This window comes from Streptomyces sp. NPDC015125, assembly GCF_043080045.1.
Lineage (GTDB): Bacteria > Actinomycetota > Actinomycetes > Streptomycetales > Streptomycetaceae > Streptomyces.
On record NZ_JBIBVF010000002.1, the window covers coordinates 583,288 to 605,767 of the forward strand.

21 protein-coding genes are annotated in these 22,480 nt (G+C 71.4%); 18 read left to right on the top strand and 3 right to left on the bottom strand.

Annotation, left to right across the window (positions count from 1 at the left end):
• Nucleotides 1-61: 61 nt before the first annotated feature.
• The 3 genes from ACF088_RS08090 (at nt 62) to ACF088_RS08100 (ending at nt 2,945) form a co-directional block, all read left to right on the top strand.
• Nucleotides 62-1,585, top strand: a complete 1,524-nt coding sequence (locus ACF088_RS08090) for an AlkA N-terminal domain-containing protein (RefSeq protein ID WP_392374563.1) — start codon at nt 62-64, stop codon at nt 1,583-1,585.
• A complete protein-coding gene (locus ACF088_RS08095; RefSeq protein ID WP_392374564.1) occupies nt 1,582-2,094 on the top strand; it encodes a methylated-DNA--[protein]-cysteine S-methyltransferase in 513 nt (170 codons plus the stop codon). Before ACF088_RS08090 ends, ACF088_RS08095 begins: the two co-directional genes overlap by 4 nt.
• A gap of 83 nt (nt 2,095-2,177) precedes the next feature.
• Complete coding sequence (locus ACF088_RS08100; protein ID WP_392374565.1) at nt 2,178-2,945, top strand: 2OG-Fe(II) oxygenase; 768 nt, start codon at nt 2,178-2,180, stop codon at nt 2,943-2,945.
• A gap of 105 nt (nt 2,946-3,050) precedes the next feature.
• On the opposite strand, the gene ACF088_RS08105 is transcribed toward ACF088_RS08100, so the two are convergent.
• The gene (locus ACF088_RS08105; RefSeq protein WP_392374566.1) at nt 3,051-3,815 is read right to left on the bottom strand and encodes an SDR family oxidoreductase; all 765 of its coding nucleotides are present in this window, start codon (nt 3,813-3,815) and stop codon (nt 3,051-3,053) included.
• A 239-nt stretch (nt 3,816-4,054) separates the two neighbouring features.
• Nucleotides 4,055-5,035, bottom strand: a complete 981-nt coding sequence (locus tag ACF088_RS08110; RefSeq protein WP_392374567.1) for a ScbA/BarX family gamma-butyrolactone biosynthesis protein — start codon at nt 5,033-5,035, stop codon at nt 4,055-4,057.
• Nucleotides 5,036-5,207: 172 nt separating this feature from the next.
• Here ACF088_RS08110 and ACF088_RS08115 point away from each other — a divergent pair, with 172 nt between their 5' ends.
• Together ACF088_RS08115 and ACF088_RS08120 are read left to right on the top strand one after the other, a co-directional pair.
• Nucleotides 5,208-5,882 carry a ScbR family autoregulator-binding transcription factor gene (locus ACF088_RS08115; RefSeq protein ID WP_392374568.1) on the top strand — a complete coding sequence of 225 codons (675 nt, stop codon included), beginning with the start codon at nt 5,208-5,210 and terminating at the stop codon, nt 5,880-5,882.
• Between the two features lie 643 nt (nt 5,883-6,525).
• Nucleotides 6,526-8,991, top strand: a complete 2,466-nt coding sequence (locus ACF088_RS08120) for an MFS transporter (protein ID WP_392374989.1) — start codon at nt 6,526-6,528, stop codon at nt 8,989-8,991.
• Between the two features lie 82 nt (nt 8,992-9,073).
• Here ACF088_RS08120 and ACF088_RS08125 read toward each other — a convergent pair whose 3' ends face one another.
• Nucleotides 9,074-9,607 (bottom strand): GNAT family N-acetyltransferase, encoded by a 534-nt coding sequence (locus ACF088_RS08125; protein ID WP_392374569.1) that lies wholly within the window; start codon nt 9,605-9,607, stop codon nt 9,074-9,076.
• A gap of 138 nt (nt 9,608-9,745) precedes the next feature.
• On the opposite strand from ACF088_RS08125, the gene ACF088_RS08130 reads away from it, so the two are divergent.
• From ACF088_RS08130 to hypF, 13 genes are all read left to right on the top strand, one after another.
• A complete protein-coding gene (locus ACF088_RS08130) occupies nt 9,746-10,162 on the top strand; it encodes a hypothetical protein (protein ID WP_392374570.1) in 417 nt (138 codons plus the stop codon).
• A 393-nt stretch (nt 10,163-10,555) separates the two neighbouring features.
• A complete protein-coding gene (locus tag ACF088_RS08135) occupies nt 10,556-11,305 on the top strand; it encodes a DUF4232 domain-containing protein (protein ID WP_392374571.1) in 750 nt (249 codons plus the stop codon).
• 220 nt (nt 11,306-11,525) lie between these two features.
• Nucleotides 11,526-12,614: a hydrogenase expression protein HypE gene (locus tag ACF088_RS08140; protein ID WP_392374572.1), complete on the top strand. Its 1,089-nt coding sequence runs from the start codon at nt 11,526-11,528 to the stop codon at nt 12,612-12,614.
• Between the two features lie 86 nt (nt 12,615-12,700).
• Nucleotides 12,701-14,485, top strand: a complete 1,785-nt coding sequence (locus ACF088_RS08145) for a nickel-dependent hydrogenase large subunit (protein ID WP_392374573.1) — start codon at nt 12,701-12,703, stop codon at nt 14,483-14,485.
• A complete protein-coding gene (locus ACF088_RS08150) occupies nt 14,482-15,093 on the top strand; it encodes a hypothetical protein (protein ID WP_392374574.1) in 612 nt (203 codons plus the stop codon). Before ACF088_RS08145 ends, ACF088_RS08150 begins: the two co-directional genes overlap by 4 nt.
• A complete protein-coding gene (locus tag ACF088_RS08155; RefSeq protein ID WP_392374575.1) occupies nt 15,090-15,758 on the top strand; it encodes a DUF5947 family protein in 669 nt (222 codons plus the stop codon). The genes ACF088_RS08150 and ACF088_RS08155 overlap by 4 nt, the downstream gene beginning before the upstream one ends.
• The gene (locus ACF088_RS08160) at nt 15,755-16,474 is read left to right on the top strand and encodes a DUF6084 family protein (protein ID WP_392374576.1); all 720 of its coding nucleotides are present in this window, start codon (nt 15,755-15,757) and stop codon (nt 16,472-16,474) included. Before ACF088_RS08155 ends, ACF088_RS08160 begins: the two co-directional genes overlap by 4 nt.
• Complete coding sequence (locus tag ACF088_RS08165; RefSeq protein WP_392374577.1) at nt 16,471-17,892, top strand: hypothetical protein; 1,422 nt, start codon at nt 16,471-16,473, stop codon at nt 17,890-17,892. The genes ACF088_RS08160 and ACF088_RS08165 overlap by 4 nt, the downstream gene beginning before the upstream one ends.
• Nucleotides 17,889-18,458 (top strand): hydrogenase maturation protease, encoded by a 570-nt coding sequence (locus ACF088_RS08170; RefSeq protein ID WP_392374578.1) that lies wholly within the window; start codon nt 17,889-17,891, stop codon nt 18,456-18,458. Before ACF088_RS08165 ends, ACF088_RS08170 begins: the two co-directional genes overlap by 4 nt.
• Nucleotides 18,452-18,556 carry a DUF6893 family small protein gene (locus ACF088_RS08175; RefSeq protein WP_392374579.1) on the top strand — a complete coding sequence of 35 codons (105 nt, stop codon included), beginning with the start codon at nt 18,452-18,454 and terminating at the stop codon, nt 18,554-18,556. The genes ACF088_RS08170 and ACF088_RS08175 overlap by 7 nt, the downstream gene beginning before the upstream one ends.
• 126 nt (nt 18,557-18,682) lie before the next feature.
• The gene (locus ACF088_RS08180) at nt 18,683-19,063 is read left to right on the top strand and encodes a hydrogenase maturation nickel metallochaperone HypA (protein WP_392374580.1); all 381 of its coding nucleotides are present in this window, start codon (nt 18,683-18,685) and stop codon (nt 19,061-19,063) included.
• Nucleotides 19,064-19,066: 3 nt separating this feature from the next.
• Entirely contained in the window at nt 19,067-20,026 is a 960-nt protein-coding gene (gene hypB, locus ACF088_RS08185) for a hydrogenase nickel incorporation protein HypB (protein WP_392374581.1), read from the top strand.
• Nucleotides 20,023-22,473 (top strand): carbamoyltransferase HypF, encoded by a 2,451-nt coding sequence (hypF, locus tag ACF088_RS08190; protein WP_392374582.1) that lies wholly within the window; start codon nt 20,023-20,025, stop codon nt 22,471-22,473. The genes hypB and hypF overlap by 4 nt, the downstream gene beginning before the upstream one ends.
• Nucleotides 22,474-22,480 lie beyond the last annotated feature (7 nt).

Sequence of the window (22,480 nt, forward strand, 5' to 3'; positions counted from 1 at the left end):
CCCGAACGCGCCGTCCGATTTCCGCCAGCACCCTCGCCTGACCTGCTGCACAGTGGACTCTGTGAGGCATGAGGACAGCAGGTACGAGGCGGTGCGCAGCAGGGACGCCAGATTCGACGGCGCCTTCTTCTTCGCGGTGTCCACGACCGGGATCTACTGCCGGCCGAGCTGCCCGGCCACCACACCCCAACGCCGGAATGTCGCCTTCTTCCCGACTGCCGCGGCCGCCCAGGGCTCCGGCTTCCGCGCCTGCCGACGCTGCCGCCCCGATGCGGTGCCCGGATCGGCGGAGTGGAATGCCCGCGCCGATGTCGTCGGGCGGGCGGTGCGGCTGATCAGCGACGGTGTGGTGGACCGGGAAGGGGTCGCCGGGCTGGCGGCCCGGCTCGGCTACAGCGCCCGGCAGGTGCAGCGACAGCTGAACGCCGAGCTCGGCGCCGGCCCCGTGGCGCTGGCGCGGGCGCAACGCGCCCACACCGCGCGGGTCCTGCTGCAGACCACCGGCCTGCAGGCCGCCGAGATCGCCTTTGCCGCCGGTTTCGCCAGCGTGCGCCAGTTCAACGACACCATCAAGGAGATCTACGCGCTCACGCCGGGCGAGCTGCGCGCCGGCCGCCCCGGGAAGGCGGCCCGAGGTGCTCCGGTTTCGCCGTGTGCCACGCCCGGGGTGCTGCCGCTGCGGCTGGCCTTCCGGGGCCCGTACGCGGCACGGCAGCTCTTCGACCACCTCCAGCAGCGCGCGATCACCGGGATCGAGGAGGTCGGCGGCGAGCCCGGCGCCCGCACCTACCGGCGCACCCTGCGACTGCCGCACGGCACCGGTATCGCGGAGGTCGACGAGGCGACCCGAGGCGGCTGGCTGAACTGCCGGCTGCGCCTCACCGAACTGCGTGATCTCACCACCGCCGGGCAGCGGGTGCGCCGCCTCTTCGATCTGGACGCGGACCCGTACGCGGTCGCCGAGCGGCTCGGCGAGGACCCCGTCCTGGCGCGGCTGGTGGACCGGCATCCCGGACTGCGCTCCCCGGGCGCTGCCGCCGCGGACGAGCTCGCGGTCCGTGCCGTGCTCGGCCAGCAGGTGTCGGTGGCGGCCGGCCGCACTCTCGGCGGTGCGCTGGTCGCCGCGTACGGCGAACCGCTGCCGGAGCCGTCCGGTGCGCTCACCCATCTCTTCCCCCGCGCCGACGACCTGGCGGAAGCCTCGCTCACGGAACTCGGCATGCCCCAGTCGCGACGGACCACCCTGCGCACCCTCGGTTCCGCGCTCGCCGACGGCACGGTCACGCTGGACGCCGGAGCCGACCGGGACGCGGTCGAACGCGCGCTTCTCGGCCTGCGTGGCATCGGCCCATGGACGGCCGGCTACCTCCGGATGCGAGCCCTCGGGGACCCTGATGTGCTGCTGGCCGGCGATGTGGCCGTACTGGCCGGAATGCGCCGGGCCGGAGCCCCGGCGGCGCACCTGACCGCGCGGGCGAACGCCTGGCGCCCCTGGCGCTCGTACGCCATGCACCACTTCTGGAACGCGCCGGCCGGAGAACCGGCGCACCCCCGCCCCTCCACCACGGAAAGCACAGGACCATGACGCTCTACACCACCCTCGACAGCCCACTGGGCGAACTCCTCCTGGTGGGCGAGGAGTCGGCCACCGCACCGGGCGGCACCGCGCTCGCCTCGCTGAGCATGCCCGGCCAGAAGGGCGGTGCGACCGTCCAGGACGGCTGGACGTACGACCCGGACGCCTTCGCCGAGATCGCCCGCCAGCTCCGCGCCTACTTCGACGGGAAGCTGACCCGCTTCGGTATCGCCTACGCGGACGCCCGGGGCACGGAGTTCCAACAGCGCGTATGGCAGGCCCTGGAGGACGTTCCGTACGGCACCACGACCACATACGGGGCCATCGCGGCCGGGATCGGTGCGGCGCGGGGTGCGGTGCGCGCCGTCGGCACGGCGATCGGCGCGAACCCGCTGCTCGTCGTCCGGCCCTGCCACCGAGTGATCGCCGCGGACGGATCCCTGTCGGGATACGCGGGCGGGCCCGTCCTCAAGCGGCAGCTCCTCGGTATCGAGGGGGCCGCACCGGACGCCCGCTGAGCCCGGCCCGGCCGCGGGCGGACCGGTCCCGCACCGCCCGTTCCCCGTGAGCAGCCCCGTCCGAAGACTCCCTGGAGCACGCCATGACCACCACGGCCACCACGAGCACCACGGTCACCACGAGCACCAAGCGCCGGACCCGTCCCACTGCGCTCGCCGAGCGGGTAGCGGCCGCCGACTGGACGGCTCTGGCCGGTGAACTCGACACCCTGGGCTGCGCGGTGACGCCGCGCCTGCTCAGCCCTGCCGACTGCCGCGCCCTGATCGCGCTCTACGACGAGACCGCCCGCTTCCGCTCGACCGTCGACATGGCCCGGCACCGCTTCGGCTCGGGCCAGTACCGCTACTTCGCCGATCCGCTGCCCGAACCGGTGCGGGCCCTCCGCGAGGCGTTCTACCCGCACCTGCTGCAGACGGCCCGTGACTGGGCGGACAAGCTCGGCAGACCGGCCCCCTGGCCGGACACCCTGGGGGAGTGGCTCACCCTGTGCCATCACGCCGGGCAGACCAAGTCCTCGCAGATTCTGCTGCGTTACGGGACGGGCGACTGGAACGCGCTGCACCGGGACATCTTCGGGGAGATGGTCTTCCCCCTCCAGGTAGTCATCGGGCTGGACGAGCAGGGCACCGACTACACCGGCGGTGAATTCCTGCTCGTCGAGCAGCGGCCCCGCGCACAGTCGCGCGCCACCACCACCGTCCTGCAGCAGGGCCACGGTCTGGTCTTCACGACCCGCGACCGCCCGGTACGCTCCGCCCGCGGCTGGTCGGCCGGTGCCGTACGCCACGGTGTGAGCATCGTCCGCTCGGGCCACCGGCACTCCCTGGGCCTGGTCTTCCACGACGCCTGACGACGCCTGACGACGCGTCGCGAAGCCTGATGACGCCTGACGACGTGTCGCGAAGCCTGATGACGCCGCGGCTCAGCGCCGGGCCCAGGGCGGTCCGTCACGGGGTCAGAGCATCGAGCCGCCGGTGACATCGAGGCGCTGGCCGGTGATCCAACGCGAGTCGTCCGAGGCCAGGAACGCGGCGACGTCCGCGATGTCCGAGGGCCGGCCGATCCGGTTGAACACCGAATAGGCCGCCAGCGCGGCTTCCCCCTCGGGCGTCGCCCGCCGCGCCGCGGTCACATCGGTCTCGACCCAGCCGGGAGAGAGGGTGTTCACGGTGATCCCGCGCTCACCGAGGTCCTTGGCGAGGGTGTGTGTGAGGGTGTCCATCGCGCCCTTGGACATGCTGTAGGCCAGCTGCCTCGGGTGCGCCATACTCGTCACCGCAGACGAGATGTTGATGATGCGTCCGCCGTCGCGCATCCGCCGCAGCCCCTGCTGGATGATGAAGAGCGGGGCCCTGGTGTTGACCGCGATGGTGCGGTCGAACTCCTCGTAGGTCACCGCGTCTATGTGCCCGGGGAAGTTGAGCGCCGCATTGTTGACGAGAATGTCGAGGCCGGGTTCCGCGCCGCAGGCGGCGAGTTCGGTGTCGAAGCCCGCGAAGAGGGCGTCGGCATCACCGGGAAGTCCCAGTTCCGCGCGGACGGAGAAAGCCCGGCCGCCCGCGCTGGTGATGCTTTCGACCGTCTCCTTGGCCGCCGCCTCATTGCTGCCGTAGTGGACGGCGATCAGCGCACCGTCCTCGGCGAGGCGCTGGGCGATGCCCCGGCCGATGCCCCGGCTGGATCCCGTCACCAGCGCGGTCTTTCCGTTGAGGTCACCCATGATCGATTTTCGGCCTTTCGTTTTTTTCCTGCGGGCGTGCTGCCGCAGGTTACTGTCGATTGCTGTGCGGTAATGCTGCCCGGAAGCCGGCTGCCCGTGCTTCAACAGCCGCCGCACATGACATGCTGATATCACGTGGCCCGGTGGCCCGGTGGCCCGGTGGCCCGGTGGCCCGGTGGCCCGGTGGCTGGTGAGGTGTGAGTGCTCGTCGAGAAGTGCGGTGCGCATGAGTCGTGCGCTCAGCGCCGGGCGTCCAGTGCGGTCAGGGTGGAGACGAACACCGGCTCGTCCTCCTGGGAGCCGGTGACCCGGACGGTGGTGGTGGCGGGCAGCGCGGACGGGACGTGCTGGGCCACGAGGGTGCAGGGAAGGCCGTGCTCGGCGTAGCGGCGGAATTCGGTGCCGAAGGCGTACGGCACGAAGGCCCGGGGCGCGGTCAACGCCCGGGCGGCCTGCTGTGCGGCGTCGAGCAACAGCATTCCCGGAATGTGATCGTTCGCCGGATTCACCATCGCGGCATGGCCGGGCGCGATGCGTAGGTGCCACTGATCTGGCCGGCCGGTCGGGGAGAGCAGGACATCGTTGTCCTTGGTGCTGCCCGTCAACTGGTGCGGGACGGGTGCGGGGAGCGGGCCCGGGGCGTGGCGTGCGGTCAGCCGCTCGCCGCGGATCCGGCGGTAGACGGCAGGGGAGGCGACGGTGACGTCGGAATGGCCCGTTGCGACGATCCGGCCCGCCTTGCGGATGGTCATATTGAAGTGGCCACTGCTCAGCGTGCCGGCCCGCATGCGCATCCTGCTGCAGGTGACCTGGACCGTCAGCCGGGTGGGTCCGTCACCAACGGCCAGGTGCTCGGGGCGAGTTGTGTATACCAGGTCGCCGAGGATGAAGTGGTGGCCGACCGGGACGCCGAGTTCGGTGTGGCACAGGAGCAACCCTGCCTGGCGAATGGTCTCGCCGGTGAGAATGAGATGGTGGTGGCCGTGCACCGGAGTGAAGTACCCGTGATCGTGAGGCCACTGGGCCGTCAGCGAGAAGCGGGAGTCGTCCAGTCGGCGCCATGAGGTGACCAGAATGTCGTCGACGAAGGGGCGGTGTACGAACTCCTGGGGGACGCAGGGATCGCGGCGATGCCCGGTGTCGGTGCGCTTCCGGTTTGCGTGCGTCTGGTGTGGAGCCCTGGGCTGAACCGTGCCGCTGACGTGCATCGTGTCGCTCATGAGTGCCCCCAGGCGTCTCTACGGGATGAGGTACGGCGCTGTTAAGATACGTACCATCCGGTTTTATTTTCAATGCCGGACGGGGAATTGGAGTAAATGGCTAACTCGGGGGCGACTTGAGCGGTAGCTAACTGATACGGAAACGGAAAACACGAGAGACAGGAGGTGTCCTGTGGCACAGCAGGACCGCGCGATCCGGACCCGGCGACTGATCTTGGAGGCAGCCGCCTCGGTCTTTGACGACCTCGGCTACGACCGCGCGACCATTGCCGAAGTCCTGGAGCGCGCCGGCGTCACGAAGGGCGCCTTGTACTTCCACTTCGCCTCCAAGGAGCAGCTCGCGCTCGCGGTGCTCAATGAGCACGTGCTGGACATCGCCGTGCAGCCGCAGAAGATCAAGTTGCAGGAGTTCGTCGACGCGGGGCAGGTGCTGGCGTACCGGCTGCGCAGCGACCCGATCCAGCGCGGGGCGGCCCGTCTTGCGGTCGAGCAGGGCTCCAACCACCTCGACCGCAAGCAGTCGATGATTGCCTGGACCCGGTTCGTCGAAGAGCTGTTGGGTGAGGCGAGGGACCGGGGCGAAGTCCTGGAGAGTGTCGTTGTGCCCGAGACTGCCGAGCTCTTCGTCGGAGCGTTCGCCGGTCTGCAGCTGATGTCGAACGCCCTGACCAACCAGGCCGACCTCGGTCACCGCCTGACCGTCTTTTTCGAGCACACCCTCCCCAGCATTGCGGTGCCGGCCGTGCTCGCCAAGCTCAGACTCGACCCGGAACGTGGTGCGGAACTCGATGCCGCTCTGCAGGGGAGAGTCCTGGTCGACGCGGAGGCCGAGGTTGCGGTGAGTTGACCAGGCCGGCCGGGTCGAGCCGGAAAGGGCTGGGCGGCGGGGTCCGGGTAATCCGGACTGTTTCCCCCTTTTGGGAGGCAAGAACATACCGCGCAGACGGTATTGATTGTTGAGGTGCGCGCGTGCGGGTAGAGAGGCGTGCATGACTCCGGAGGCGTCGCGGTGGGCCCGCGGCGCCTCTCGCCGTTGACGGGTGCAGCGGTGAGCGATACGCCGTGAGTGGTGGCAACGGTGCGCGGGCGTCGTTCCCCGGCGGATTGTCAGTGGCGTGCTGTTCACTGGGTTCGGCGGGTTCGGCGGGTTCAGTGAATTCGGCGGATTCCGCAGTGAAGGCGTGGCCGGGGGAGGTCCGATGGGCGGGGCGAAGAGGCGTCAGGAGCGGGGTGGCGTGAGGCAGATCACGGCCGCCGGGGTGGGGTGCCGGCCGGTGTGCCGGAATAAGCCCCCGAGATAAAACGTTCGGCATGCACGTATCAATGGCCTGATCGTGCCGGTGCCCGGGGATGCCCCACATCCACATCCCGAACATCTGCCGCTCCCCCCGTCCCTGCTCCATCACCCTCACTCCCGCCGACGCTCACCGCGCTCCCACTCCACTCCACTCCCACGGATGCTCACCTCTGCCGCCCTGGAGGCCGCACGTATGACCCAGACGACGACGGACCAGCTACCCGGCAGGACGGCGGGCACCGCTGCCGTGCCCCCGGTGCCCGACGCAGCCACGGGCGGGCACCGCAGAAACCGCGGTGGCATCGTCCCGGTCCTGGCCTTCTCCGGCATTGTCGTCGCGGTCATGCAGACGCTGCTGGTGCCGGTCATCAAGGACCTGCCCGTGTTGCTCAACACGGCGCCCAGTAACGCCACGTGGGTGATGACGGCCACCCTCCTCGCGGGTGCCGTCTCAACACCCATCATGGGACGCCTCGGTGACCTCAACGGCAAGCGGCGGATGCTGCTCACCAGCCTTGCGGTCATGGTCGTCGGCTCGCTGATCTGCGGATTCACCAGTGACCTCCTCACCATGATCGTGGGCCGGGCGCTCCAGGGCTTCGCGATGGGCGCCATCCCGCTCGGCATCGGCATCATGCGCGACGAGCTGCCGCGCGAACGGCTCGGTTCGGCCATGGGCCTGATGAGCTCGTCGATCGGTGTGGGCGGCGGACTCGCGCTGCCGGCCGCGGCCCTGGTCGCGCAACACGCCAACTGGCATGCCCTGTTCTTCGGCGCCGCCGGACTCGGCGTGCTGTCGATGCTGCTCACCCTCCTGGTCGTTCCGGAGAGCGCGGTGCGTGCCCGGGGACGCTTCGATGTGGCGGGCGCCCTCGGGCTGTCGGCCGGACTGGTCGCCCTGCTGCTGCCCATCACCAAGGGCAGCGACTGGGGCTGGGGCTCGCCCACCACCCTCGGTCTGTTCGGTGTCGCGGCCCTGGTCCTGGTGCTGTGGGGCGTGATGGAGCTGCGCATCGCCGACCCTCTGGTCGATCTGCGGACCACCGCCCGCCGCGAGGTGCTGCTGACCAACCTCGCCTCGATCACCGTCGGTGTGGCCTTCTACGCGATCTCCCTGGTGCTGCCGCAACTGCTGCAGCTGCCCGAGTCGACCGGCTATGGCCTCGGCCGGTCCATGGTGGTGGCCGGCCTGTGCGTGGCGCCGCTGGGTCTGACGATGATGTTCGTCGCCCCGCTGTACGCGCGGATCGCCGCCCGTCGCGGACCCAAGGTCTCGCTGCTGCTCGGCATGCTGGTCATCGCGATCGGCTACGGCGCAGGCATCGGCCTGATGGATGCCCCCTGGCAGACCGTCATCATCGCGGTGGTCGTCGGCGCCGGCATCGGCCTCGCGTACTCCTCGCTGCCCGCGTTGATCATCGGCGCCGTCGACCCGTCCGAGACCGGGGCGGCCAACGGTCTGAACACCCTGATGCGTTCGATCGGTACCTCGGTGTCCAGCGCGGTGATCGGGATGGTGCTGGCCCATATGTCCCAGCGCGTGGGGCCTGCCACGGTGCCCACGATGGCCGGCTTCCGGGTCTCCTTCCTGATCGCCACGGCCGCCGTCCTCGTCGGTGTCGTCCTGGCGTCCTTCCTGCCCTCGCCGGGTAAGGCATCCCGTCCGACCCTGGTCGCGCAGAGTACGGAGAATACGGACAGCGGTGACAGCGGTGACAGCGGTGACAGCGGTGACAGCGGTGAAGGCGGTGGCAGCGGTGAAGGCGGTGGCAGCGGTGAAGGCGGTGGCAGCGGCGATATCAGAGACAGCGGTGCCGAGGTCGTGGTCGGTGCCGATGCCGACGCTGCGGCCGTGCCTGCCGTGCCTGCCGTGCCGGCCGGGACCCGCTCCGGCTTCGCCGGCCGGGTCCTGGACACCTCCGGCACCCCGATACCGGGCGCGAGCATCACTCTGATCGACCGCCAGGGCCGGCAGGCCGGGGTCACCACCGCCGACGCCGACGGGCGCTATGCGCTCGCGGCCCCCGCGGCGGGCACCTACGTCCTCACGGGCGCCGCGCCCGGCCACGCCCCGTATGCCGCCTCGGCCATGTACCGCGGCGAGGACGTTTCCGCCCAGGTCGATCTGACACTCGCGGGCACCGGCCGGCTGAGTGGCATGCTGCTCGGGGACCCTGAAGGCGCCCCGCCGGCCGGCGGGAGCATCGTCCTCACCGACGCCGGTGGCGAAGTGGTGGCCCGTACGGCCTCCGGCACCGACGGGAGTTGGGACCTCGCCCCTGTGCCGCCCGGCCCGTACACCCTGGTGCTGAGTGCCCCCGGCCACCAGCCGCAGGCGCGTGCCGTCGAACTGTCCGGCGGCGAGCCGGAACGGCAGGACGTCCGCCTGCAGCCGACCGCGACCGTCCGTGGAACGGTACGGGGCCCGAACGGCCGGCCGCTCGCCGATGCCGCCGTGACCCTTGTCGGGGAGGGCACCGTGGCGGGGCACACCGTCACCGGCCCGGACGGCGCCTTTGCCTTCTCCGACCTGATCGGCACGCACTACACCCTCGCGGCGGCCGGCTACCCACCGCACGCCGTCCCGATATCCCTCGTCGGCGGCGCCCACGAGATCCTCGACCTGGACCTCGCCCAGCCGTCGGCGGCCACCGGCTGACTCAGGCGTACGGCGTACGGCGTACGGTGCATGGAGCGTGGGCGGTCCGTTCGACTTTGGGCCGCCGCGCCCTATGCCCCGCTCAGCCCTGGTACTCCGTGAGATCAATGCTGTGCACCGTCAGCGCATGGCCGTACTCCGGGTGCGTCGCCTCTCGCTCGACGGCCATACCGAGCTTGCGCAGGACGTTGTCCGAGGCCTCGTGGCCGAGCCGGTTGACGGCGATGACACGGTCCAGGCCGCGGTCCTGGAGGGCGAACTCCAGCACGGCCTGGGCAGCTTCGGAGGCGTAGCCCTGGCCCCAGTACTGCCGTCCGAAGCGCCAGCTGATCGCCACCTCGTGTGCTGCCTCCGGGAGAAATCCGGGTACGGACAGACCGGCGCATCCGGCCAGCTCGCCCGAGGCGAGCAATTCGACGGCGAAGAGGCCGAAGCCCTCGTCGTCCCACTCCTCCTCCCACCCCTCGATCTCCTCGGCGGTTTGCTCCAGGCTCAGGGCGGAGCCGTCGCCGATCCAGCGCATGACCTCCGGGTCCGTGTTGATGTCCGCCATGGGGGCGAGGTCGTCGTCGGTCCAGCGTCGGAGGATGAGGCGGGGGGTGCGGATCTCGGTCATGCCGCCCATCCTGTCCAATGCGGGGGGCTCAGCGGTAATCGGCGGGTTCCCGTGCGCGGGCCGTGCGACGCAGGTCAGCGGCCCAGCGGCTGCGCCGGTGTCCCGTCGAGTCGGGCCTGCAGGATGCGCCTTGCCGCCTTGCCGCCTTGCCGCCTCGCCGTCCCCGTCCCCGTCGGCGACCGCGTCGACCAGCGCCGCATGGCGGGTATCGCCGTGCTGTGCTGCGGGTCCTCGTCATGCAGCCCCGGTCCGCTCGCCGCCTTCGTCGCCTTCGTCGACGCGCCGGCCGCGGCGGGGCACCCCGTCGGCATCCTCGCCTACGCCGGGCCCGGTCTCGCCTCCGGTCCGGACAGCACCGCCGTCGCCTGTGTCCAGTGCCGTATCGCCTGCGCCACCTACCGGGGAGCGGGCCGGGACGCCTCCGTCCTGACGGCCTCGGTGCGGGCGGTGCTGCCGGCCGGCAACGGCCGTCGACCGGGCGGGCGGGGAGGGGGCAACCGCTGGGGACACCGGGGCGGCCGCCAGGGGAAAGGGGCGCCGGGCGCTTCCTGGTGACCGCCACCCGAGCCCTTTCCCTTGACCAGGCCCTCGATGCCTACCAGGAGCGAGCACGGGGCGTGACGGGGCCGGCGAACCGGCAGCTCAGCGGGTCCGGTGGGCCTGCCGGGACGCGTGGGACCGGTGATCCCGATCGACGGAACGGCCGAACCTGGCGGTGGCGTATCCGCAACTCGGGAATTCTCTGCGATTCTGAGCGACACACCCCGAATACCGGCTGGTCACGCCGATCTCCGGGGTGACCGGCGTGCCGCGCACCCCGGCTCGTTAGTGGTGTGTTAGTGCCTCGTTAGCGGACCGGCAGTGCCCGAGGCCACGCTGGCAGGAGCACCGGACGGACCGTACGCACCCACGACGAGAGCTCGCACCTACCAGACGAGGGGGACACTTATGTCGCTCACCTTCAAGGCACTCGGCCGCGGCCCGCGTGTCGCCGCGGGATCGCTGATCGCCGTCGCGGCGCTGGGGCTCACCGCCTGCCAGGCTGGGCCCGAGGCCACATCGCACCCCTCGTCGGCCGCCGCACCCGTGACGTCCCATGACACGCAGAGCGGTGACGCCTCGCAGTCGGCCGGCGGCAGCAGCAAGTCGACCGGGGCGAAACCGCAGTCCTCCGCAAACGGCCAGGGGCCGGCGTCGGCCTCCTCGGCGAAGGCGACATCCCCCGGCGGCAAGCCGACGGGCAAGGCCCCGAGCGCCGCACAGTCCCAGGCCTCCGCCATGACGGTGTCGGACCGTTGCACCGCCGACCAGATGTCGCTGCGCCTGGGCGCCTCCGACATCGGTGCGGGCAACATCCGCTACCCCCTCGTCTTCACGAACAAGGGCAAGAAGCCCTGTTCCCTGGGCGGCTACCCCGGGGTCTCCCTGATCCAGCGGGACGGCTCGGCCGTCGGCAGGCCCGCCACCCGCGGGGGCGGCCAGGGCGGCGCCGTCCGGCTCCAGCCGGGGCAGAGCGCACACGTTCTGCTGCACACCCTCAACGAGGGCGTCTCGGACACCCCGTGCTGGGACCGCTCGCAGATCGTCTTCGTCTACCCGCCCGGCTCCAAGGAGTCGATGACCACCGGAAGCGCCGGTCTGCGGGTGTGCGGCGGACGGTTCGAGGTGACCGCGGTGGAGGCCGGGTCCCTGGGCTGACCCGCCGTACGGCGACACGGGAGCCGGGCGACCGCGAAGGCGGTCACCCGGCTCCCGGCGTTCTGCGGCAGGACGGGGTCATCCGCCGGAGAGGGCGCTCGGGGGTGCATCACCGCAACGGCCCCTTGTGACCGCCCCGCCGCTCCGGATCGGTGTTACCAAGGTGGATGGAAGCCTTGAATGAGTGCTTTCGTTGCATATCTGCCGAGGAGCCATCCCCATGTCTGCAGCTTCGAGCGTGGCCGCCCAGGCCGCTGCGAACGGAAAGCCGTCCGCCGAGGACGAGTCCCCGATCCACATTCTCTGGATCAACGCCGGCCTGAGTTGCGACGGTGACTCCGTGTCGCTGACCGCAGCGACCCAGCCGAGCATTGAGGAGATCGCGCTCAGTGTGCTGCCGGGGCTGCCCAAGGTTGCCGTCCACTGGCCACTGATCGATTTCGAATGCGGCCCGGTCCAGGGCGCGGACAATTTCATCGAGTGGTTCTTCAAGGGCGAACGCGGCGAGATCGACCCGTTCGTGCTGGTCATCGAGGGATCCATCCCCAACGAATCCATCAAGCCGGAAGGCTATTGGTGCGGTTTCGGTGACGACCCCGAGACCGGCCAGCCGATCACCACCAGTGAGTGGATCGACCGGCTCGCCCCCAAGGCGCTCGCCGTGGTGGCGATCGGCACCTGCGCCACGTACGGCGGTATCCATGCGATGGCAGGTAACCCGACCGGAGCCATGGGCGTACCCGACTACCTGGGCTGGGACTGGACCTCCAAGGCCGGGATCCCGATCGTCTGTGTGCCCGGCTGCCCGATCCAGCCGGACAACTTCTCGGAGACGCTGGTCTATCTGCTCTACCAGGCGGTGGGCTCGGCCCCGATGATCCCGCTGGACGACCAACTGCGTCCCACCTGGCTCTTCGGGGCCACCGTGCACGAGGGCTGCGACCGCGCCGGCTACTACGAACAGGGCCAGTTCGCCACCACCTACGACTCGCCCAAGTGTCTGGTGAAGCTCGGCTGCTGGGGTCCCGTGGTCAAATGCAACGTGCCCAAGCGGGGCTGGATGGACGGGATCGGCGGCTGCCCGAACGTCGGCGGCGTCTGTATCGCCTGCACCATGCCCGGCTTCCCCGACAAGTTCATGCCGTTCATGGACGAGCCGCCCGGCGGCAAGCTCTCCAGCACCGCCAGCGCCGCGTACGGCAGTGTCATCCGCCGGCTGCGGGACATCACGGCCAAGACCGTCGATCACGAGCCCAAGTGGCGCCACCGCGGCGACCAACTGACCACCGGCTACCGGAAACCGTGGTGAGCGCACCCCGCCCGTAGCCGTCCGGCTCCTTCCGGACCTCCGTCCGACCTCACTTCCGCGCGCAAAAGAAGGGCACGGCACTCACGATGGCACCGAAGACGAAGGCGGCCGGTGACGGCAGCGGTCTGACGGAGATGTCCTGGGATCCGATCACCCGGATCGTGGGCAGCCTCGGCATCCACACGAAGATCGACTTCAAGCAGAAGCGGGTGGCGGAGTGCTACAGCACCTCCTCCGTCTTCCGTGGCTACAGCGTCTTCATGCGGGGCAAGGACCCGCGTGACGCGCACTTCATCACCAGCCGGATCTGCGGTATCTGCGGTGACAACCACGCCACGTGCTCCGTCTACACGCAGAACATGGCCTACGGGGTGAAGCCCCCGCACCTGGGGGAGTGGATCATCAACCTCGGCGAGTCCGCCGAGTACATGTTCGACCACAACATCTTCCAGGAGAACCTGGTCGGGGTCGACTACTGCGAAAAGATGGTCCGCGAGACCAACCCCGGGGTCTGGGAGCTCGCTCAGCGCACCGAGGCTCCGCACGCCGCCGAGCACGGCTACCGCACGATCGCCGACATCATGAGCTCCCTCAACCCCCTGGAGGGCGAGTTCTACCGCGAGGCGCTCCAGGTCAGCCGCTACACCCGGGAGATGTTCTGCCTCATGGAGGGCCGCCATGTGCACCCCTCCACGCTCTACCCGGGTGGCGTCGGCACCATCGCCAGCGTCCAGCTGTTCACCGACTACCTCAGCCGGCTGATGCGCTACGTGGAGTTCATGAAGCGGGTCGTCCCGCTCCACGACGACCTGTTCGACTTCTTCTACGAGGCGCTGCCCGGATACGAGGAGGTCGGCCGGCGGCGGGTGCTGCTCGGCTGCTGGGGGGCGCTGAACGACCCCGACCACTGCGACTTCACCTATCGCAACATGACGGACTGGGGGCGGAAGATGTTCGTCACCCCCGGCATCATCGTCGACGGCAAGCTGGTCACCAACGACCTCACCGAGATCAACCTCGGCATCCGGATCCTGCTGGGCAGCTCCTACTACCAGGACTGGGAAGGCCAGGAGCTGTTCGTCACCCACGACCCGCTCGGCAACCCCGTCGACCCGCGCCACCCGTGGAACCAGCACACCATCCCCGCGCCGCAGAAGCGGGACTTCAACGACAAGTACAGCTGGGTGATGTCCCCGCGGTGGTTCGACGGCAAGGACTATCTGGCGCTGGACACCGGCGGCGGCCCGATCGCCCGGCTGTGGTCCACCGCGCTGTCCGGGCTCGTCGACACCCCGTACGTCAAGTCCACCGGCCACAGCGTCACGATCGACCTCCCGCGCAGCATGACCAAGCCCGAGGCCCGCTTCGAGTGGAAGATCCCCAAGTGGAGCAACGCGCTGGAGCGTAACCGCGCCCGCACCTACTTCCAGGCGTACACGGCCGCCATGGCGCTGCACTTCGCGGAGAAGGGGCTCGAAGAGGTCCGGGCCGGACGTACCCAGACCTGGGAGAAGTTCGAGGTACCCGACGAGTCCATCGGCTGCGGCTTCACCGAGGCGGTACGCGGCGTGCTCTCGCACCACATGGTCATCCGGGACGGGAAGATCGCCAACTACCACCCGTACCCGCCCACCCCGTGGAACGCCAGCACCCGCGACACCTACGGCACCCCGGGCCCGTACGAGGACGCCGTGCAGAACACCCCGATTTTCGAGGAGAACTCCCCGGAGAACTTCAAGGGCATCGACATCATGCGCGCGGTGCGCAGCTTCGACCCGTGTCTGCCCTGCGGCGTCCACATGTACGTCGGAGGCGGCAAGTCCGTACAGAAGATGCATGTGCCCACCGGCCTGAGCGGGCTGTCGGGATGAGCGCCCGGGCCACCGCGGCGCAGGCCGCCGCACCGCAGGCCGCCGCACCGCAGGGCGCCGCGTCCCCGGGCGCCGTGCCGAACGCCGAGACGACCGGACGGCGCGTCGAAGAGGTACTGGACCGCCTCGCCGGGCGCGACCGCGAGGCGAGCGCCGACGCCGAGGAACTGGTCCGGGTCCTGATGGACTTCTACGGCGCGGGACTCGCCCGGATCATGCACCTCGTGGGCAGCGGCACGGATGACGGCGGCCCCCGGTCGGCGCTGCTCCGCGATGAGCTGGTGACCAGCCTGCTCGTGCTGCACGATCTGCACCCCGAGGACACCGTGGCACGCATCGGCCGCGCCCTGGACAGCGTCCGCCGCCAACACCCCGCCGAGATCGCGGAGTTCGACGCGGAGAGCGGGGCGCTGCGACTGCGCGGCGGTGACGGCGGAGGCTGCGGCTGCCCGAGCACCAACCAGCAGGCCCAACAGGCCGTCGAGGCCGCGGTGTCCTGCTTCGCGCCCGATGTCACCTCGGTGCAGTGGGAGGCGGCAGCGGACCGGACCGAACCGGCGCTGCTGCAGATCTCCCGTCGTCCGCCGACCGCCGCCACCGCCCCGTGAGCGGCCGGCAGGCGGCGCCCCCGCGGCTCGGACCGGCGGCCGCCCACCGCGGCCTGCGCCGTTTCCGCGCACCGGCGCCGCCCACCCCCGAACGCTGCGAACTGTGCGGCGTGGTGCTGGCCGAGCACAACCACCGCCACCTGGTGAACACCGAACGCCGCGCGTTGGCCTGTGCCTGTATCCCCTGTGCGCTGCTCTTCGACCGGCCCGGTGCCGGCGGCGGACAGTTCCGTACGGTCCCCGACCGCTATCTCGTCGACCCCGGCCACACCCTCGACGACGCGGCCTGGAACCTCCTCCAGATCCCCGTCGGCGTCGTCTTCTTCCTGCGAAACGCCGATCTCGACCGGCTGGTCGCGCTCTACCCCAGCCCGGCCGGCGCCACCGAGAGCGAACTCGACCCTTCGACCTGGCAGACCGTGCTCGCCGCCAGCCGGCTGGCCGGCCTCCTCCGGCCCGACGTGGAGGCGCTGCTGCTGCGCCGCTCCGAGGGCCGGATCGACTGCTATCTGGTGCCCGTCGACATCTGCTACGAACTCGTCGGCCGGATGCGCCTGTTGTGGCAGGGCTTCGACGGCGGGGCCGAAGCACGGACCGCGCTCGGCGACTTCTTCGCCAAGGTCGCGCGCAGGGCCCGTGAGCCGAAGGAGGACGACCGGCCGTGACCGATCTGTCCTTCGACTGCACCGGTGTCCGCGCCGACCGCTACGCCGCCGCCCCCACCCTGCTCTTCCGGCTGCGCATCACCGCCGCCGAAGCGGCCCGGGTGCACGCCCTCGCACTGCGCTGCCAGCTCCGTATCGAGCCGGCCCGGCGCGGCTACCGCACCGACGAGGCCGAGGCGCTCACCGATCTCTTCGGCGAGCGCTCCCGCTGGGGCAGCACCCTGCAGCCGCTGCAGTTCGCCCAGGTCTCCCTGGTCGTCCCCGGCTTCACCGGCGAGACCGAGGTGGACCTCCCGGTCCCGTGCAGCTACGACCTGGAGGTTGCGGCCGGCCGCTACTTCCAGGCGCTGCGCGACGGCGAGGTCCCGCTGCTGCTGCTGTTCTCCGGCACGGTGTTCGCCGGCCGCGGCGGCTTCCACATCGAGCCGGTGCCCTGGAACAAGGAAGCGTCCGTGCGGATGCCGGTGGCCGTCTGGCAGGAGATGACCGAGACGCACTTCCCCGGCTCCGGCTGGCTCCGGCTGCCGCGCGAAACCCTCGATGCGCTGCTCGCCTACCGCTCACGGCGCGCCCTGCCCTCCTGGCAGGCGACCGTCGAGGCGCTGCTGGCCACCGCGGAGGGCACCGAACCGCCCGCACCGCGCGCCCGGCTGTTCCCCGGCGCCGCCGCGCGCCCCGCCGCCGTCCACCCCGTCAGTGAAAGGACCACGCCGTGACGACCAGCGTCCTGCCCGACGAGACGGCGGACCGCTTCGCCACCGCCCGCCACGTGGCGGACGCCGTGCTGTTCGAGGGCTATGTGCTCTACCCGTACCGCGCCTCCGCCGCCAAGAACAGACTCCGCTGGCAGTTCGGCGTCCTCGTACCGCCGAACTGGGGCGCCGGGAGCGCGGAGCACTCCTTCCAGCGCACCGAATGCCTCATGGAGCCCAGGTCCGGTGCCCGGCTCTCGGCCGAGCTGCGGTTCCTGCACGCCCAGCGGCGAACCGTCCAACGCCTGTGCCCGGATGGCGAGTTCGAGACCGTCGCGGAACTCGAACTGCCCGACCGGGTGCTGGTCCCCTGGGACGAGGGCGTCGAGGAGCGTGTCCCGCTGGCGGCCGGCATCTCCCGGCTGACCGGCGAGGGCGTCTCCGTCCCGTTCACCCGGCCCGCGGGAGAGGAGACCGAGCCGGTGCACGACGCCGACGGGCGCCTCGTCGGCCGGCTGGTGCGCCGCCGAGCGGAGCTCCAGGGACGTGTGCGGCTGACCGCGAGCGAACTCGACGGCCCTTACGCGGCGCTGCGGCTGACCGCGACCGTCGAGAACACCAGCGGCTGGCAACCGGAGGACACCGCCGCCGACCGTGCTGCGGCGCTGCCGCACTCGCTGGTCGGCGCCCATCTCTTCCTCGGCCTGAGCGCGGGCTCGTTCGTCTCCATGACCGACCCGCCGGAGTGGGCCACGGGCGCGGTCGAGGCCTGCCGCAACGAGCACGCCTGGCCCGTGCTGGCCGGCGCCGAGGGCCGCGCCGATGTGGTGCTGTCGTCCCCGATCATCCTGGAGGACCACCCGGCCATCGCCCCCGAGAGCCCCGGAGCGCTCTACGACGCCCTGGAGATCGACGAAATCCTCGCCCTGCGCACCGCGGCCCTCACCGACCAGGAGAAGCGTGAGGCCCGTGGCACCGACCCCCGCGCCGCCGAGGTCATCGAACTCGCCGACACCATGCCGCCCGAGGTGCTGGAACGCCTGCACGGCGCCGTACGGGCACTGCGCGAGGTCACCGGGCCGGGCCCGGCCGCACCCGATGGCCTGACCCCCGACGTACCGGGCCTGCGCCCGGACACCCCCTGGTGGGATCCGGAGAGCGACCGCAGCGTCGATCCCGTACGCGACCGGATCACGGTCGACGGGCACTCGGTCGGCGCCGGCAGCCGGGTGCTGTTGCGGCCCGGACTCCGTCGCACCGACGCCCAGGACCTCTTTCTCCAGGGTCGCACCGCCCATGTCGAGGCTGTTTTGCACGACGTCGACGGCGGGGTGCACCTCGCGGTGACCGTGGAGGGCGACCCGGGCGTCGACATCCGCCGTGAGCAGGGCCGGTTCCTGTATTTCCAACCCGACGAAATCGCCCCCCTGGAGGACGCGTGAACGCCGAAGCACCCGTCGCAGGGCCGCCCGCCAAGATCCTGATCGCCGGCGTCGGCAATATCTTCCTCGGCGACGACGGATTCGGTGTCGAGGTCGTGCGACGGCTGGGCGAGCACCGGCTCCGGGACGGGGTCGAGGTCGTCGACATCGGCGTACGCGGTGTGCATCTGGCCTACCAGATGTTGGACGGCTACCACACGGTGCTCCTGGTGGACGCCTCCGCCCGCGGCGGCGAACCCGGCACCGTCCACCTCCTCGACGCCACCGCTCCGGCCGGCGCCCGTCCCCAGGACACCGCGCTCGACGGCCACCACATGACCCCCGACACCGTGCTCGCGCTGCTCGACACGCTCGGCGCGGGTACCGACGGCCGGCGCCCGGAGCGCGTCCTGGTCGTCGGCTGTGAACCCGCCGACGTCGCCGAGGGCATCGGGCTCAGCGAACCGGTCGACGCCGCGGTCGACGAGGCCGTAGGGCTGATCCTGCGGCTGGTGGGCGCGGCGGAGCCGACACCGTCCGCCGCCGGACCGCACACCAGTGATGAGAGGAACACGACACCATGCTGAAGCTCGCTCTGGGCGGGGCGCTCGCCGCCGTGCTCGCCGTCGCCGTCAAGTCCGTACTGCCCGACGTCAAGCGCTATATGCGTATCCGTTCCATGTGACCGGGGGCGCTGCACCGAACGGTGTACGCCACCGCGCCACCCGGCGAGGCACCGCAACCGCCCCCCGGGCCCGCCGTCTAATGAAGCCGGGCGGCACCCGGTCGTGCCCGCACCAGAGAGGGACCGATGCACGAGATGTCCATCGCGCTTGCGGTCGTGGAGCAGGTCGAGAATGCGGCCCGGCCCACCGGGGCCACCACCGTCAACAGCGTCCGGCTGCAGGTCGGCGAACTGGCCGGGGTGGTTCCGGACGCGCTGGCCTTCTCCTTCCAACTCGCCTGCGCCGGAACGGTGCTGGAAGGGGCCGAGCTCGTCACCGAACCCGTCCCGGCCCGCGCCCGCTGCGGCCCCTGCGCGGACACCTGGCCGGTGGGCATGCCACCCCAGCTCAGCTGTCCCGGATGCGGCGGGGCGACGACCGAGCTGCTGTCCGGCCGGGAACTGCAGATCATCCGTGTGTGCTGGAACGACGCCCCGGCACCCGCCCCGATTCCTGAGGAGCGCTGAACCATGTGCCGTGTCGTCGACCTGCAACAGGCGGTCCTTGCCAAGAACGACGCCTGCGCCCACACCCTGCGCGAGGACCTCGCCGCCCGTGGCACCGCAGTCGTCAACCTGCTCTCCAGCCCCGGCAGCGGCAAGACCGCGCTGCTGGAGCGGGAACTCACCCTCGCCCGCAGCCGGGGCATCCCGGTCGCGGCGCTCACCGCCGACCTCGCCACCGAGAACGACGCGGTACGGCTGGCCCGATCCGGAGTGCCCGTCAAACAGGTGCTGACCGACGGGCTCTGCCACCTCGAGGCCGAGATGCTGGGCGGCCACCTGCACGGCTGGCTGCCCGCCGACACCCGGCTGCTGTTCATCGAGAACGTCGGCAATCTGGTCTGCCCGGCCTCCTACGACCTGGGGGAGACGCTGCGCATCGTGCTGGCGTCGGTGACCGAGGGCGAGGACAAGCCGCTGAAGTACCCCACCGCCTTCGGACTCGCCCATCTGGTCGTGGTCACCAAGACCGATATCGCCGAGGCGGTCTCCTTCGACGAGGCGGAGTTCCGCGCCAACGTCGAACGCATCAACCCCGGCGTCGAGGTCGTCCTCACCTCGGCGCGCCGGGGCGAGGGGGACGGCGTACTGGTGGACCGGGCGCTGGCCGCACGCGACGGAGCGCCGGTGCACATCCCGGTCATGACCCGCAAGTCCCATCACGTCCATGACGCCGGAGACGGCCAGCCGCACGACGAGGGCCACCTTCACGCAGAGGCCCACCCCCACGGCACGGACCACAGCCACCACGGGGACCACCTCCACGACAAGGACCACCCCCACGACAAGGACCACAGTCACCACGGGGACCACACCCACGGCAAGGACCACAGTCACCACCGCGATCACGCCCACGCCCCGCAAGCCCAGGACGGCGGCCGCCCGCACACCACCGACCCCGACACCGTGGCGTCGAGCCGCTCATGACCACCGGGCAGGCCGAGGGGGGCACCGCGACGGCCCCCACGGCAGCCGCCGCACGCCGCCGGATCACCGTGCGCGGCGTCGTCCAGGGCGTCGGCTTCCGCCCGTTCGTCCACACCCTCGCCACGGAACTGGGCCTGACGGGCCATGTGACCAACACCGGCGAGGGCGTCGTCACCGAGGTCGAGGGGACCGCCGCCGCGCTCGCCCTGTTCGGCCGGCGGATCAGCGCCGATGCGCCACCGCTGGCCGTGGTCGAGGCCGTCGACGCCGAGGACGTCGCGGTGACCGGCGACGCCGGATTCCACATCCTCCCCTCCCGCGCCGACGGCCTCTCCCGCACCCTGGTCTCCCCGGACGCCGCCACCTGCGAGGCCTGCCTCGCCGAGCTGGCCGACCCGGCCGACCGCCGCCACCGGCACCCCTTCCTCACCTGCACCCATTGCGGGCCACGCTTCACCATCGTCACCGCGGTCCCCTACGACCGTGCGCTGACGACCATGGACCGCTTCCCCCTGTGCCCCCGCTGCGCACAGGAGTACGCGGACCCCGCCGACCGGCGCTTCCACGCCCAGCCCATCTCCTGCCACGACTGCGGCCCCCAACTGCGCCTGCTGACCGCGGACCCGGCCGACCGCACCCGCCCGCCCCGCCCGGCGCCCGGCCCCGACCCGGTCGCCGACGCCCGCCGGCTGCTCGCCGACGGCGCGATCGTGGCGGTTAAGGGCCTGGGCGGCTACCACCTCGTCTGCGACGCCTCCGACGACACCGCCGTCACCCTGCTGCGCCGCCGGAAGGCCCGCGGCGACAAGCCCTTTGCCCTGATGGCCCGTCATATCGACGATGTCGAGCACGTGGTACGGGTACGGGCCGAGGAACGGGCCCTGCTCACCGGGCCCGTACGCCCCATCGTCCTGCTGCGCCGCCGCCGGGATCCCGCACCGGCCCCGGACGCGCCGGTGGTGTCCGATGCCGTCGCCCCCGGCAGCCCCGACCTGGGCGTCATGCTGCCGTACACACCGCTGCACCACCTGCTGCTCGGCTTGCCCGGCGACCCTCCCCCACTCTCGGCTTCGCTGGAGCGGGGGGACTCCCACGGGCCCCGGCTGCTCGTCATGACCAGCGGCAATGTCGCCGGCGAACCGATCGTCACCGACGATGACGAAGCCCTGGAGCGCCTTTCGCAGCTGGCGGACGCCTGGCTGACCCACGACCGGCCGATCCGCATCCCGTGCGACGACTCGGTGGTCCGCATCAGCGACGGGGAGCCGCTGTTCATCCGCCGCTCGCGTGGGTATGCGCCGATGCCGGTCCTCCTCCCGGTGCCGGTCCGGCCCGCGCTCGCGGTCGGCGGCGACCTCAAGAACGTGTTCTGTCTCGCCGAGGGACACCGCGCCTGGCTGTCCGCGCACATCGGCGACATGGACGATCTGGCGACCCAGCTCGCGTTCGAGGAGGCCGAAGCGCATCTGGAGACGGTCACCGGGGTGCGCCCGCAGGTGCTCGCCGCCGACCGGCACCCCGGCTACCGCTCCGGGCAGTGGGCACGGCGCCACACCGAAGGGCGGCCGCTGGTACGCGTCCAGCACCACCACGCCCATATCGCCGCGGCCATGGCCGAACACGGCCTCCACGACGGTCAGCCGGTCATCGGAGTCGCCTTCGACGGCACCGGATACGGCGACGACCACGCCGTCTGGGGCGGCGAGATCCTGCTCGCCGACTACGACGGATACCGGCGCTTCGGCCAGCTCGCCTACGTCCCGCTGCCCGGCGGCGACGCCACCGTACGACGCCCCTACCGGATGGCCCTGGCCCATCTGCGTGCCGCCGGCCTCGACTGGGCCGAGGACCTGCCGCCGGTGGCGGCCTGCCCGCCCCAGGAGCGGCGGCTGCTGGCCCGGCAGCTCGAACGGCACCTCAACTGTGTGCCGACCTCCAGCATGGGCCGTCTCTTCGACGCCGTCTCCTCGCTGGCCGGGATCTGCCACCACGCCGGTTACGAGGCCCAGGCCGCGGTCGCCCTCGAAGCCGCGGCCCTGACCGCGGGCGAGGACCACGGGCCCGGCTATGCATTCGCCCTGCGCGCCGCACCGCCGGGCACCACGGGCGCCGACACCGTCGCCGACCCGGCGCCGGTGCTCACCGCCGTGGTCGGCGACCTGCGGGCACGCACCGCCCCGGCGCTGATCGCGGCCCGCTTCCACACCGCGGTCGCCGACCTCGTCCGCCGGGGCTGCGCGCTGGCCCGGGAGCGCGCGGGCCTGACGACCGTGGCACTGACCGGCGGCGTCTTCGCCAACACCCTGCTGGCCGAGGCCACCGCCCGCCTCCTGCGGCAGGACGGCTTCACCGTCCTGCGCCACCGCCGCGTCCCGCCCAACGACGGCGGACTGGCACTCGGCCAGATCGTCGTGGCGGCGCGCACCGCAGGAGCCGCCGCGCGCTGAGCGCCGC